We start from the raw sequence: 12,923 nt of genomic DNA, 5'->3' as shown, positions 1-12,923 counted from the left end.
CGCAATTGAGCCATAACCAGCGATGGGTTCTCACTCTATGTATGTCTGCCTCTGCACTGGCGTCACCGACGGCAAGATCCGCGATGCAATCTACGAAGGTTGCTGTAGCTACCGTGAGGTGCGTGAAGCCACCGGCGTTGCCAGCCAATGCGGCAAATGCGCCTGCCTTGCCAAGCAGGTGGTTCGCGAAACCCTTGCCGACCTGCAGATGAGCCAGGCGGCGATTCCCTTTCCCGTAGAATTTTCCGCCGCATAAGTAACCCATTTCAGAGAACCGGACTTAGTGTCCGGTTTTTTTATGTCTGTAATTCAATCGCTTAGCGTCAGGATGCGGAACACAAACATTCTTATTCCGATTAATTTTCATATATTATTCAATAACTTAGGTTTGACACTAAGAAGTTGCAGGCTCAAACTCGGCCTTATATACCGCACTTAAGGACAGGACCCCCATCATGAAAGGCGACGTAACAGTCATCCAGCATCTCAACAAGATCCTTGCCAATGAGCTGGTCGCAATCAATCAGTACTTCCTGCATGCCCGCATGTATGAAGATTGGGGCCTGAACAAGCTGGGCAAGCACGAGTACAAAGAATCCATCGACGAGATGAAACACGCGGACAAGCTGATCAAGCGCATCCTGTTTCTCGAAGGCCTGCCGAACGTCCAGGACCTGGGCAAGCTGCACATCGGCGAGCACACCAAGGAAATGCTCGAGTGCGACCTGCGCATCGAGCGTACCGGTCACGCCGACCTGAAAACCGCCATCGCCCACTGCGAGACCGTTGGCGACTTCGGCAGCCGTGAACTGCTCGAAGACATTCTCGAGTCCGAGGAAGAACATATCGACTGGCTGGAAACCCAACTGGGCCTGATCGATAAAGTTGGAATCGAGAACTATCTGCAATCGCAGATGGGTGAATAACGCAAAGTTACCACCCATTAAAAAGCCCCGCCCTCTTATAGAGAGGCGGGGCTTTTTTTGATCTGCTGCGAGGGTTCGCTGGCAAACCAGCGCCTACACCACTTAGGCTTCGGTCTTGCCAGCAGCAGCCTTTTCCACAGCAGCCTTGATGGTCGACTGCAGCGAACCGTCAGCGGCCATTTCGGTCATGATGTCGCTACCGCCAACCAATTCACCACCGACCCACAGCTGTGGGAAGGTTGGCCAGTTGGCGTACTTTGGCAGGTTGGCGCGGATTTCCGGGTTCTGCAGGATGTCCACGTAAGCGAACTTCTCACCACAGCCCATGACGGCCTGCGCGGCTTTCGCGGAGAAGCCACATTGTGGGGCATTCGGCGAGCCTTTCATGTAAAGCAGAATGGTGTTGTTGGCAATCTGCTCTTTAATAGTTTCGATGATATCCATGGAGCACCTCGGCTGAACTTTTCCGACTCAGTTGTCGGCACGGTGGCGCATTGTAACGGAAAGACCGACGCGATGCTCGGTCTCCCCGACAGACATACCTAGGCCGCTGCCACCGTCACCGGCACACCATTGAGCGCTGCGTTTCCCGACAACTCATCAAGCTGACGCTCATCTGTCAGGTCGTTGGCGCTGGACCCCGGTTGCGCCGTGGCGATGCCCATCTGCACTCCAGGCCGGGCATGGCCCCAGCCGTGGGGCAGGCTGACCACGCCCCGCATCATCTCGGGACTGCCGAGCACCTCGACTTCGATCTCGCCGACCCGCGAACTGACCCGCACCCGCTGGCCGTCGCTGAGCCCGCGCTGAGCGAGGTCGTCCGGGTGCATCAACAACTGATGACGCGGCTTGCCTTTCACCAGGCGGTGGTAGTTGTGCATCCACGAATTGTTGCTGCGCACATGGCGTCGGCCAATCATCAACAACTCATCCGCCGCCGGCGCTTGCAGGGCGGCAAAGCGCTGCAGGTCCGCGAGTATCGCCGCGGGCGCCGCTTGCACGTGCTGGTTGGGCGTTTTCAGGCGCGGCCCCAGGTTGGCCTTCAGCGCCCCCAGGTCGACGCCATGGGGATGATCGAACAGGCTGGTCACCGACAGTTTGTGCTCGGAGGCATCACCGTAGCGACCGGCACGCAAGGCAAAGTCGATCATCTGTGCCGGTGGCAGCGTAGGCTTGAGTTCCTTGCCGGTCCTGGCCGCAAAGGCCTTGGCCAGGCCGACGAAGATCTCCCAATCATGCAGCGCACCCTCGGGCTTGGGCAGGATCGCCCGGTTGAAGCGGCTGACATTGCGCACCGCGAACATATTGAACGTGGTGTCGTAGTGATCGTTTTCCAACGCCGAGGTCGAAGGCAGGATCAGGTCGGCGTAACGCGTGGTTTCGTTGATGTACAGGTCGACGCTGACCATGAACTCCAGGCCGTCCAGCGCCTGCTCCAGCTGCCGGCCATTGGGCGTCGACAACACCGGATTGCCTGCAACCGTGATCAGTGCGCGAATCTGCCCCTCGCCGCCCGTGAGCATTTCTTCGGCCAGGGCCGACACCGGCAACTCACCCGCGTATTCCGGCCGCCCGGAGACCCGACTTTGCCACAGATTGAAATGCCCGCCCGAGGTCGACGCCACCAGGTCAACCGCCGGTTCAGTGCACAGTGCTCCGCCGACCCGGTCCAGGTTGCCGGTGACCAGGTTGATCAACTGCACCAGCCAATGACACAAGGTGCCAAAGGCCTGGGTCGAAACCCCCATGCGCCCATAACAGACCGCCGTCGGCGCGGCGGCAAAATCGCGCGCCAATTGGCGGATCTGCTCGGCCGGCACGGCACACAACGGGCTCATGGCCTCGGCATCGAATGGCGCAATCGCCTGGCACACCTGATCCAGCCCATCCACCGGCAAATGACTGTCGCGACCCAGGCCTTCGCTGAACAAGGTATTGAGCACGCCAAACAGCAACGCCGCATCGCCCCCAGGCCGAACAAATACATGCTGGTCGGCCATCGCTGCGGTCTCGCTGCGCCGCGGGTCGACCACCACCACTTTGCCGCCACGCGCCTGGATCGCCTTCAAGCGTTTCTCCACATCCGGCACGGTCATGATGCTGCCATTGGACGCCAGTGGATTAGCGCCCAGGATCAGCATGAAATCGGTGTGATCGATATCTGGAATCGGCAGCAGCAACCCATGGCCATACATCAAGTGGCTGGTCAGGTGATGGGGCAACTGATCGACGGACGTCGCGGAGAAGCGATTGCGGCTCTTCAGTAACCCAAGAAAATAATTGCTGTGGGTCATCAGCCCGTAGTTATGCACGCTGGGGTTGCCCTGATACACCGCCACCGCGTTCTGCCCATGACGCTCCTGGATCGTCGCCAGGCGCTCGGCGACCAGCACAAAGGCCTCGTCCCAACCAATCGCCTGCCACTCGTTGCCGACGCGCTGCATGGGCTGGCGCAGGCGATCGGGATCGTTCTGGATATCTTGCAACGCCACCGCCTTGGGGCAGATATGACCGCGACTGAAGCTATCCAGCGGGTCCCCCTTGATCGAAGTGATCTGCAGGCCCGCGTTGTCGCTGGCGGTGGTTTCGATGGTCAAGCCGCAGATGGCTTCACACAGGTGGCACGCACGGTGGTTAAGAGTCTTGGTCATGGCCAGTCTCTGTTTTATTCGGGGCAACCAGGGCGCGGTTGCGGGAGTAAAACTATGGGCCGAGTCCGACCACTGCACCAGCGACGTTCGTCTTGTGAATCGGCGGCCATCAGGCCTGCCGATAGCTCCCCGCCAGTTGGCGACCGGCAGGGCAAAAACCGACTGGTACGCCCGCCTGTGCGCTGCGCTCGATTGCCAAGGCGCGCGGGGGCAGTGTACAAAGGGCTTGCTGCTGTCAGGAAACAGGCTTCAAAAGCGCTACTGCGGTCACCCCGTAGCCCCTCTGAAATCCCCTAAACACCGTAGCCTATTGGTAAGGCGCGACATTTAATGTCAATATTGCGCCTTCCCCTATTTCGTCGCCCCGTGCGGCTTACGCCGCAGGTCTCGCCCGTTTTTTTAATTAAACAAGGCTTTGAGTATCTGCGGTCCGTTGCAAAAGGTAGTCAATGATGAGCGCAAGGCACTTTCTCTCCCTGATGGATTGCACGCCCGAAGAGCTGGTCAGCGTGATCCGTCGAGGCATTGAGCTCAAAGACCTGCGTAACCGCGGCGTACTGTTCGAGCCGTTGAAAAACCGCGTCCTGGGGATGATCTTCGAGAAGTCCTCGACCCGCACTCGCCTGTCGTTCGAAGCCGGCATGATCCAGCTCGGCGGCCAGGCCATCTTCCTCTCGCCGCGCGACACCCAACTGGGCCGTGGCGAACCGATTGGCGACTGCGCCATCGTCATGTCGCGCATGCTCGACGCCGTGATGATCCGCACCTTTGCCCACAGCACCCTGACCGAATTCGCCGCCAACTCCCGCGTGCCAGTGATCAACGGCCTGTCCGATGACCTGCACCCGTGCCAGTTGCTGGCCGACATGCAAACCTTCCTTGAGCATCGCGGTTCGATCCAGGGCAAGACCGTGGCCTGGATCGGCGACGGCAACAACATGTGCAACAGCTATATAGAAGCGGCCATCCAGTTCGACTTCCAGTTGCGCATCGCCTGCCCCGAGGGCTACGAGCCCAACCCGCAATTCGTGGCGGCAGCCGGCGATCGCGTGACCATCGTCCGCGACCCCAAGGATGCCGTGCGTGGTGCACACCTGGTGAGCACCGATGTCTGGACCTCCATGGGCCAGGAAGAAGAAACCGCCAAGCGCCTCAAACTGTTTGCGCCCTACCAGGTCAACCGCGCCCTGCTCGACCTGGCGGCCGAAGATGTCCTGTTCATGCACTGCCTGCCTGCCCACCGCGGCGAAGAAATCAGCCTCGACCTGCTCGACGACGGCCGCTCGGTGGCCTGGGACCAGGCAGAAAACCGCCTGCACGCGCAAAAGGCCTTGCTCGAATTCCTCGTTCCCCCGGCGTACCACCACGCATGAGTCATACATTACTGCTGAACCTGCGCAACCTGGCCTGCGGCTACCAGGACCAGCGCGTTGTCCAGAACCTCAACCTGCACCTCAATGCTGGCGACATCGGCTGCCTGCTTGGCTCCTCCGGTTGTGGCAAGACCACCACCCTGCGGGCCATCGCCGGTTTTGAACCGGTCCACGAAGGGGAAATCCAGCTGGCGGGAGAAACCATCTCCAGCGCCGGTTTCACCCTCGCCCCGGAGAAACGCCGGATCGGCATGGTGTTCCAGGACTACGCACTGTTCCCGCACCTGAGCGTGGCTGACAACATCGCCTTCGGCATTCGCAAGCACCCGCACAAAGACCGGGTCACCGCCGAGATGCTCGAACTGGTGAACCTGAAGAACCTCGGCAAGCGCTTCCCCCACGAGCTTTCCGGCGGCCAGCAACAACGGGTGGCCCTGGCTCGCGCACTGGCCCCGGAGCCGCAACTGCTGCTGCTCGATGAACCCTTCTCCAACCTCGATGGCGAATTGCGCCGCAAGCTCAGCCACGAAGTCCGCGACATCCTCAAGAGCCGTGGCACCAGTGCGATTCTGGTGACCCACGACCAGGAAGAAGCCTTCGCGGTCAGCGATCAGGTCGGGGTGTTCAAGGAAGGTCGGCTGGAGCAGTGGGACACGCCCTACAACCTGTACCACGAGCCACTGACACCTTTCGTCGCGAGCTTCATCGGCCAGGGTTACTTCATTCGTGGCCAGTTGCAGACCCCCGAGTCGGTGCAGACCGAACTTGGCGAGCTGCGTGGCAACCGCGCCTATACCTGGCCGACCGGCGGCGCCGTGGACGTGCTGCTGCGTCCCGACGATATCGTCTACGCCCCGGATAGCCCGCTGAAAGCGCGGATCATCGGCAAGACCTTCCTTGGCGCCTCGACGTTGTACCGCCTGCAACTGCCCACCGGCAGCCAGCTGGAATCGATCTTCCCGAGCCACGCCGACCACCTGGTGGGTGCCGATGTCGGCATTCGCGTGGCCGCCGAACACCTGGTGCTGTTCCAGGCATCCGGCAGCACCGCGGCACAGATACCGGCCGTCGAATCCGGAGTCCGCCGGTACAGCACCGCCAGTTGATCCACGCTCCTACACAGCCAGTCAGGCAGCGACGTCAGTGTCAGCCCAGCAGCAACGTCCCGCTGGCCACCAACGTCGCAGTCCCGCCAATCTTCACTCGATCGCCTTCCAGGCGACAGAACAACTCCCCGCCCCGCGCCGAACACTGATAGGCCGTCAGACTGGTTTTATCCAGTTGCCGCGCCCAGTAAGGAATCAGCAGGCAATGGGTCGAACCGGTGACCGGGTCTTCGTTGATGCCGATGGCCGGGGCAAAATAGCGCGAGACAAAATCATGCTGCGTGCCGCGCGCGGTGACGATTGCCCCCAGCCAGGGCAACTTCGCCAGGGCCGCCATGTCGGGCTGGCAATCGCGCACGGCCTGCTCCGATTCGAGCACCACAAACAACTCATTGGAACCCAGCACCTCGATGGGCTGCACCCCCAGCGCTGCGGCTATCAGCGGATTGGCCGCCACCGCACGCGGTGCGATCCTCGGGAAATCCAGCCATAGCTGCCCGCCTTCGCGGGTCACGCGCAACGGCCCGGATTTACTGATGAAGTCCAGGCTTTGCGACGGTTCCTCATACTGGTCGAACAACACATGGGCGCTGGCCAGGGTCGCGTGGCCGCACAACGGCACTTCCGTGGTCGGGGTGAACCAACGGATATGCCAACCCTGGGCCTCACGCACCACAAACGCGGTCTCGGCGAGGTTGTGCTCGGCGGCGATGTTTTGCATCAGTTCATCACTGAGCCAAGCCTCGAGCCGGTAGACCATCGCCGGGTTGCCACTGAACGGACGGTCGCTGAAGGCATCGACCTGATGAAACGCTAACTCCATGAGTGCTCTCCTTTTGTGTAGGCGAGCGCGAGCATGCAGCAGCGGTGGCTGGCTCACCAGTGACAGAGCCAGTGGATTTTCACCATACAGCGAACGGGTCAAGCCCGGCCGATGTCAGCGAACCTGGCCTGGGTATGTTCGGCCAGCACTGCAGCGGCCAATTCGACTTCCAGGCCGCGTCGACCGGCACTGACATAAATAGTCGCAAAAGCTTGGGCACTGCTATCGATAAAGGTACGCAGCCGCTTCTTCTGCCCCAACGGGCTAATTCCCCCCAATAAGTACCCGGTTGCCCGCTGCGCGGCAGCGGGGTCGGCCATCTCGACTTTCTTGACCCCTGCCGCATGGGCCAGCGCCTTCAAGTCCAGACTTCCGACGACCGGCACCACAGCGACCAGCAACTCGGCTTTCTCACTAGCCGCAAGCAAGGTCTTGAACACCTGGGCCGGCTGCAACCCAAGCTTTTCCGCCGCCTCCAACCCGTATGAAGCGGCCTTGGGATCATGTTCATAACTGTGTACACGATGTTCGGCACGAACTTTTTTCAGCAGATCCAATGCGGGGGTCATGGCAGCTCCAAGCCAACGAAAGAACAACAAATGCTGCGCCGGATTCTAGGTCATCACGCAGCAAAAGGCTCTAAGACCGCCCCGCTATCCAGTCGTCGGCGCTGCCGGCCAGGTAAATCTGCAACGTTGCCACCCCCCTCAAGACGCGATCATTCAGCCGAACAATAGTTGATTTGTGACTGACGGTTCACTTTCGACCTTTGACATCAGCGTTTCTTGTCTATATTTTTTCGTTTCCGAATACCATGCGAATAATCCTACGCAGCACCCAGCAGTAAGCCGAGACCAGGATGGGGATCCTGCCTTGGTGAAAATCGCGCCCGATCTCCTGTGGGACGAGCGCCCGACAACAACAAAAAACGAGGTTTTCATGACCACTGCTTTACAACAACCACCGCTCTCGAGCCAATGCATGGCCGAGTTCCTGGGGACTGCACTGCTGATCTTTTTTGGCACTGGCTGCGTCGCCGCTCTCAAAGTCGCGGGTGCCAGCTTTGGCCTGTGGGAAATCAGCATCATCTGGGGCGTCGGCGTCAGTATGGCGATCTACCTGACTGCGGGCGTTTCCGGTGCCCACCTGAACCCGGCCGTCAGCATCGCCCTGAGTATTTTCACCGATTTTGAAAAGCGCAAACTGCCCTTCTACATCTTGTCCCAGGTGGCGGGCGCCTTCTGTGGCGCGTTGTTGGTTTACACGCTTTACAGCAATCTGTTCTTCGATTTCGAACAAACCCAGCATATGCTTCGCGGCAGCCAGGCCAGCCTGGAGTTGGCGTCGGTATTCTCCACCTTCCCCAACCCGGCCCTGTCTACCGGCCAGGCGTTCCTGGTCGAGATGATCATCACCGCGATCCTGATGGGCGTGATCATGTCCCTGACCGACGATAACAACGGCCTGCCCAAGGGCCCGCTGGCACCGCTGCTGATTGGCCTGCTGATCGCCGTGATCGGCAGCTCGATGGGGCCGCTGACCGGCTTCGCGATGAACCCGGCACGGGATTTCGGTCCTAAACTGATGACTTTCTTCGCTGGCTGGGGTGAAATTTCCTTCACTGGCGGCCGGGATATTCCCTATTTCCTGATTCCGATTTTTGCTCCGATTGTCGGTGCCTGCCTCGGTGCTGCGGCCTATCGCGGGCTGATTGCCCGTCACCTGCCCGGCGCCGTACCTGCTACAACAAAGGCAGAACCGGCGATGGATGGCAAAACCCGAATTTCCTGATAGCGGCGGCGCGTGATCCTGCCCACCATTGATCACGCGCCCCGATCCACTCCCTTATTTCGTCCAAGGCAATCGACATGACCGACACACAGAATAAGAACTACATCATTGCCCTTGATCAGGGTACGACCAGCTCGCGCGCGATCATTTTCGACCGCGACGCCAACGTGGTCTGCACCGCTCAACGCGAATTCGCCCAGCATTACCCACAAGCCGGTTGGGTCGAACATGACCCGATGGAGATCTTCGCCACCCAGAGCGCGGTGATGGTCGAGGCCCTGGCACAAGCAGGCCTGCATCACGACCAGGTGGCCGCCATCGGCATCACCAACCAGCGCGAAACCACCGTGGTCTGGGACAAGACCAGCGGCCGGCCGATCTATAACGCCATTGTCTGGCAGTGCCGGCGCAGCACCGAGATCTGCCAGCAGCTCAAGCGCGACGGCCACGAGCAATACATCAGCGACACCACCGGCCTGGTCACCGACCCGTACTTTTCCGGCACCAAGCTGAAGTGGATCCTCGACAACGTCGAAGGCAGCCGGGAGCGTGCACGCAACGGCGAGTTGCTGTTCGGCACAGTCGACAGCTGGTTGATCTGGAAATTTACCGGCGGCAAGACCCACGTCACCGACTACACCAACGCCTCGCGCACCATGCTCTTCAACATCCACACCCTGGAGTGGGACGCGAAGATGCTCGAGCTGCTGGACATCCCACGCGAGATGCTGCCGCAGGTGAAGTCCTCGTCAGAAATTTATGGCCACACCAAGAGCGGCATTGCCATCGGCGGTATCGCCGGCGACCAGCAAGCGGCCTTGTTCGGCCAGATGTGCGTGGAGCCCGGCCAGGCGAAAAACACCTACGGCACTGGCTGCTTCCTGCTGATGAATACCGGCAGCAAGGCAGTCAAATCCAGCCACGGCATGCTCACCACCATCGCCTGCGGTCCGCGCGGTGAGGTGGCCTATGCCCTCGAGGGCGCAGTGTTCAACGGCGGCTCCACCGTGCAGTGGCTGCGCGACGAACTGAAGATCATCAACGACGCCCACGACACTGAGTACTTCGCCAACAAGGTCAAGGACAGCAACGGTGTGTACCTGGTGCCCGCCTTCACCGGCCTCGGCGCGCCGTACTGGGACCCCTATGCCCGCGGTGCCCTGTTCGGCCTGACTCGCGGCGTACGGGTCGACCACATCATTCGCGCAGCCCTGGAGTCGATTGCCTACCAGACCCGCGACGTGCTCGACGCCATGCAACAGGACTCCGGCGAACGCCTCAAGGCCTTGCGCGTGGACGGCGGTGCGGTGGCGAACAACTTCCTCATGCAGTTCCAGGCCGACATCCTCGGCACCCAGGTCGAGCGCCCGCAAATGCGCGAGACCACGGCACTCGGCGCTGCCTATCTGGCAGGCCTGGCCTGCGGCTTCTGGGCCAGTCTGGACGAACTGCGCGGCAAGGCAGTGATCGAGCGCGAATTCGACCCGCAACTGGAAGAAAGCGCCAAGGAAAAACTCTACGCTGGCTGGAAAAAAGCCGTCAGCCGTACCCGTGACTGGGAGCCGCACGAAGGCGAGGAGTAAGCCAAGGGCCGAACAGTGTTCGGCATCTAACTGGTCGGGAGGGGATTGATGCGGCATCATGGGCAAATTTTGCACGGCAGCCCAAAGGACGCCCCATGAATCTGCCTCCCCGTCAGCAGCAAATCCTCGAACTGGTCCGCGAACGCGGCTACGTCAGCATCGAGGAAATGGCCCAGTTGTTCGTTGTTACTCCGCAGACCATTCGCCGCGATATCAATCAGCTGGCCGAAGACAACCTGTTGCGCCGCTACCATGGCGGCGCAGCCTATGATTCCAGCGTGGAAAACACTGCGTACGCCATGCGTGCCGACCAGATGCGCGACGAAAAGCAGCGCATCGGTGAAGCCATCGCCCGGCAAATTCCCGACCACGCCTCGTTGTTCATCAATATCGGTACCACCACCGAGTCCATCGCCCGGGCGCTGCTCAACCACAACCACCTGAAAATCATCACCAACAACCTGCACGTGGCCTCGATGCTCAGTGCCAAGGATGATTTCGACGTGCTGCTCACCGGCGGCACCGTGCGCCGCGACGGCGGGGTTGTCGGCCAGGCCAGTGTCGATTTCATCAACCAGTTCAAGGTCGACTATGCCCTCGTGGGCATCAGTGGCATCGACGAAGACGGCAGCCTGCTGGACTTTGATTACCAGGAAGTGCGGGTATCCCAGGCAATCATCGCCAATGCCCGACAAGTGATCTTGGCGGCTGACTCCAGCAAGTTCGGACGCAACGCCATGATTCGCCTGGGACCGATCACCCTGATCGATTGCCTGGTGACTGATCAGGAGCCCGTGCCCGCCCTCGCCCAGCTGCTGAGCCAGAACAAGATTCGCATGGAAGTCGTTTAGTCGCCTCACCTCTTCATCGTCCCTCCAGACGCCATCGCGAGCAGCGCAACCCTTGCTCGCGATAGCCCCTGCTCATGCCCCACCCGCATAAATGTTCGAAATTCTTCCTTTTTTGCCACTTCGATGAGTTTTTTCAATCGAAGCGGACTGGCTGTGGGCGACTTTATGGGCTACCATTTTCGCAAATGAACATTAATGTTCGTATTCCAATACATAAAGCCAAAAATGCCCGAGGCCTGCCGATGCCCACTTCCACCTTGCCGACACCCCCACTTGCCGAGATCTATGACGTCGCCGTGATTGGTGGCGGGATCAATGGCGTCGGGATTGCGGCGGATGCTGCCGGCCGCGGGCTTTCGGTGTTCCTTTGCGAAAAGGACGACCTGGCCAGCCACACCTCGTCCGCCAGCAGCAAGCTGATCCACGGCGGCCTGCGCTATCTGGAACACTATGAGTTCCGCCTGGTGCGCGAAGCCCTGGCCGAACGCGAAGTGCTGCTGGCCAAGGCCCCGCATATCGTCAAGCAGATGCGCTTTGTCCTGCCGCACCGCCCGCACCTGCGCCCGGCCTGGATGATTCGCGCCGGCCTGTTCCTCTACGACAACCTGGGCAAACGGGAAAAGCTCGCCGGTTCCAGAAGCCTGAAGTTCGGTGCCGACAGCGCCTTGAAAAGCGAAATCAGCAAGGGCTTCGAGTACTCCGACTGCTGGGTCGACGACGCCCGCCTGGTGGTACTCAATGCCATGGCCGCCCGTGAGAACGGCGCCCACGTGCACACCCAGACCCGCTGCGTCAGCGCCCGACGCAGCAAGGGTCTGTGGCACCTGCACCTGGAGCGCGCCGATGGCAGCCTGTTCTCGATCCGCGCCAAGGCGCTGGTGAACGCTGCCGGCCCCTGGGTTGCCAAGTTCATTCGCGATGACCTGAAGATGGAATCGCCCTACGGTATTCGCCTGATCCAGGGCAGCCACCTGATCGTGCCCAAGCTGTACGAAGGTGAGCACGCGCACATCCTGCAAAACGAAGATCAGCGCATCGTGTTCACCATTCCGTACCTCAATCACTTCACCCTGATTGGCACCACGGACCGCGAGTACACCGGCGACCCGGCCAAAGTGGCGATCACCGAGGGCGAAACCGATTACCTGATCCAGGTAGTCAATGCGCACTTCAAGCAACAGGTCAGCCGTGACGACATCCTGCACACCTATTCCGGTGTGCGCCCGTTGTGCAACGACGAATCCGACAACCCATCGGCCGTGACCCGCGACTACACCCTGGCCCTGTCCGGCAACGGTGAAGAGGCGCCCCTGCTGTCGGTGTTCGGCGGCAAGCTGACCACCTACCGCAAGCTCGCCGAGTCGGCCATGGCCCAGTTGGCGCCCTACTTCAAGCAGATGAAACCGAACTGGACCGCCCAGGCAACCCTGCCTGGCGGCGAAGACATGAGCACCCCGCAGGCCCTGAGCGCCTTGATTCGCGACAAGTTCGACTGGGTCCCCACGGAAATCGCCCGCCGCTGGGCCACCACTTACGGCAGCCGCACCTGGCGCATGCTCGAAGGCGTACAGGGCTTGAACGACATGGGCGAGCACCTGGGTGGCGGGCTCTACAGCCGTGAAGTCGATTACCTGTGCCAGCAGGAATGGGCCACCACCGCCCACGATATTCTCTGGCGGCGCACCAAGCTGGGCCTGTTCACCACGGCCGACGAACAGGCAAACGTGCAGCAGTACCTGCACAAGCTCGAAGTCAACCGCAGCAAGATCGAAGCGGCCTGATCGACAGCCAATACATAAAAAGCCCCTGGATTCCGCGA

Annotated in this window: 12 protein-coding genes; 8 read left to right on the top strand and 4 right to left on the bottom strand. The window is 60.6% G+C overall.

Translation table 11 applies throughout. The annotated features are described in order from the left end of the window. Positions 1-37 precede the first annotated feature (37 nt). A complete protein-coding gene (locus ACIOVD_RS04180; RefSeq protein WP_095165919.1) occupies positions 38-256 on the top strand; it encodes a bacterioferritin-associated ferredoxin in 219 nt (72 codons plus the stop codon). 199 nt (positions 257-455) lie between these two features. Further along, positions 456-926, top strand: coding sequence for a bacterioferritin (gene bfr, locus ACIOVD_RS04175; RefSeq protein WP_095165921.1), 471 nt, complete (start codon positions 456-458; stop codon positions 924-926). A gap of 102 nt (positions 927-1,028) precedes the next feature. On the opposite strand, the gene grxD is transcribed toward bfr, so the two are convergent. Continuing rightward, on the bottom strand, positions 1,029-1,370 hold the full coding sequence (gene grxD, locus ACIOVD_RS04170; RefSeq protein ID WP_095165923.1) for a Grx4 family monothiol glutaredoxin: 342 nt from the start codon (positions 1,368-1,370) through the stop codon (positions 1,029-1,031). A gap of 98 nt (positions 1,371-1,468) precedes the next feature. Continuing rightward, complete coding sequence (locus ACIOVD_RS04165) at positions 1,469-3,577, bottom strand: molybdopterin oxidoreductase family protein (protein ID WP_401126296.1); 2,109 nt, start codon at positions 3,575-3,577, stop codon at positions 1,469-1,471. A gap of 452 nt (positions 3,578-4,029) precedes the next feature. Here ACIOVD_RS04165 and argF point away from each other — a divergent pair, with 452 nt between their 5' ends. Together argF and ACIOVD_RS04155 are read left to right on the top strand one after the other, a co-directional pair. After that, positions 4,030-4,950, top strand: a complete 921-nt coding sequence (argF, locus tag ACIOVD_RS04160; RefSeq protein ID WP_095165926.1) for an ornithine carbamoyltransferase — start codon at positions 4,030-4,032, stop codon at positions 4,948-4,950. Continuing rightward, positions 4,947-6,056 (top strand): ABC transporter ATP-binding protein, encoded by a 1,110-nt coding sequence (locus ACIOVD_RS04155; protein ID WP_095165928.1) that lies wholly within the window; start codon positions 4,947-4,949, stop codon positions 6,054-6,056. The genes argF and ACIOVD_RS04155 overlap by 4 nt, the downstream gene beginning before the upstream one ends. 40 nt (positions 6,057-6,096) lie before the next feature. Here the strand turns inward: ACIOVD_RS04155 and ACIOVD_RS04150 are convergent, their stop codons facing one another. Both ACIOVD_RS04150 and ybaK read right to left on the bottom strand, forming a co-directional pair. After that, positions 6,097-6,879, bottom strand: a complete 783-nt coding sequence (locus ACIOVD_RS04150) for a PhzF family phenazine biosynthesis protein (RefSeq protein ID WP_401126294.1) — start codon at positions 6,877-6,879, stop codon at positions 6,097-6,099. Positions 6,880-6,977: 98 nt separating this feature from the next. Beyond that, a complete protein-coding gene (ybaK, locus tag ACIOVD_RS04145) occupies positions 6,978-7,448 on the bottom strand; it encodes a Cys-tRNA(Pro) deacylase (RefSeq protein WP_095165932.1) in 471 nt (156 codons plus the stop codon). A gap of 370 nt (positions 7,449-7,818) precedes the next feature. Between ybaK and ACIOVD_RS04140 the strand changes: the two genes are divergently transcribed. The 4 genes from ACIOVD_RS04140 (at position 7,819) to glpD (ending at position 12,885) form a co-directional block, all read left to right on the top strand. Next, positions 7,819-8,670 carry an MIP/aquaporin family protein gene (locus ACIOVD_RS04140; RefSeq protein ID WP_401126390.1) on the top strand — a complete coding sequence of 284 codons (852 nt, stop codon included), beginning with the start codon at positions 7,819-7,821 and terminating at the stop codon, positions 8,668-8,670. Between the two features lie 77 nt (positions 8,671-8,747). Continuing rightward, positions 8,748-10,253: a glycerol kinase GlpK gene (gene glpK, locus ACIOVD_RS04135; protein WP_095165935.1), complete on the top strand. Its 1,506-nt coding sequence runs from the start codon at positions 8,748-8,750 to the stop codon at positions 10,251-10,253. Between the two features lie 95 nt (positions 10,254-10,348). After that, positions 10,349-11,104, top strand: coding sequence for a DeoR family transcriptional regulator (locus ACIOVD_RS04130; RefSeq protein ID WP_401126291.1), 756 nt, complete (start codon positions 10,349-10,351; stop codon positions 11,102-11,104). Positions 11,105-11,346: 242 nt separating this feature from the next. Beyond that, on the top strand, positions 11,347-12,885 hold the full coding sequence (gene glpD / locus ACIOVD_RS04125) for a glycerol-3-phosphate dehydrogenase (RefSeq protein ID WP_401126289.1): 1,539 nt from the start codon (positions 11,347-11,349) through the stop codon (positions 12,883-12,885). Positions 12,886-12,923: the final 38 nt, after the last annotated feature.

The organism is Pseudomonas sp. NPDC087626, assembly GCF_044743405.1.
In the GTDB taxonomy this organism is placed as follows: Bacteria; Pseudomonadota; Gammaproteobacteria; order Pseudomonadales; family Pseudomonadaceae; genus Aquipseudomonas.
Note: the sequence above shows the minus strand (reverse complement) of the source record. Positions and strands in the feature narration are given on the sequence as shown.

Excerpts from the sequence above, each read along its gene's own strand:
- ACIOVD_RS04155 (WP_095165928.1), top strand. The coding sequence starts at position 4,947 with ATGAGTCATACATTACTGCTGAACCTGCGCAACCTGGCCTGCGGCTAC.
- ACIOVD_RS04140 (WP_401126390.1), top strand. The coding sequence starts at position 7,819 with ATGACCACTGCTTTACAACAACCACCGCTCTCGAGCCAATGCATGGCC.
- glpD (WP_401126289.1), top strand. The coding sequence starts at position 11,347 with ATGCCCACTTCCACCTTGCCGACACCCCCACTTGCCGAGATCTATGAC.
- bfr (WP_095165921.1), top strand. The coding sequence starts at position 456 with ATGAAAGGCGACGTAACAGTCATCCAGCATCTCAACAAGATCCTTGCC.
- argF (WP_095165926.1), top strand. The coding sequence starts at position 4,030 with ATGAGCGCAAGGCACTTTCTCTCCCTGATGGATTGCACGCCCGAAGAG.
- ACIOVD_RS04180 (WP_095165919.1), top strand. The coding sequence starts at position 38 with ATGTATGTCTGCCTCTGCACTGGCGTCACCGACGGCAAGATCCGCGAT.
- glpK (WP_095165935.1), top strand. The coding sequence starts at position 8,748 with ATGACCGACACACAGAATAAGAACTACATCATTGCCCTTGATCAGGGT.
- grxD (WP_095165923.1), bottom strand. The coding sequence starts at position 1,370 with ATGGATATCATCGAAACTATTAAAGAGCAGATTGCCAACAACACCATT.
- ACIOVD_RS04150 (WP_401126294.1), bottom strand. The coding sequence starts at position 6,879 with ATGGAGTTAGCGTTTCATCAGGTCGATGCCTTCAGCGACCGTCCGTTC.
- ybaK (WP_095165932.1), bottom strand. The coding sequence starts at position 7,448 with ATGACCCCCGCATTGGATCTGCTGAAAAAAGTTCGTGCCGAACATCGT.
- ACIOVD_RS04165 (WP_401126296.1), bottom strand. The coding sequence starts at position 3,577 with ATGACCAAGACTCTTAACCACCGTGCGTGCCACCTGTGTGAAGCCATC.
- ACIOVD_RS04130 (WP_401126291.1), top strand. The coding sequence starts at position 10,349 with ATGAATCTGCCTCCCCGTCAGCAGCAAATCCTCGAACTGGTCCGCGAA.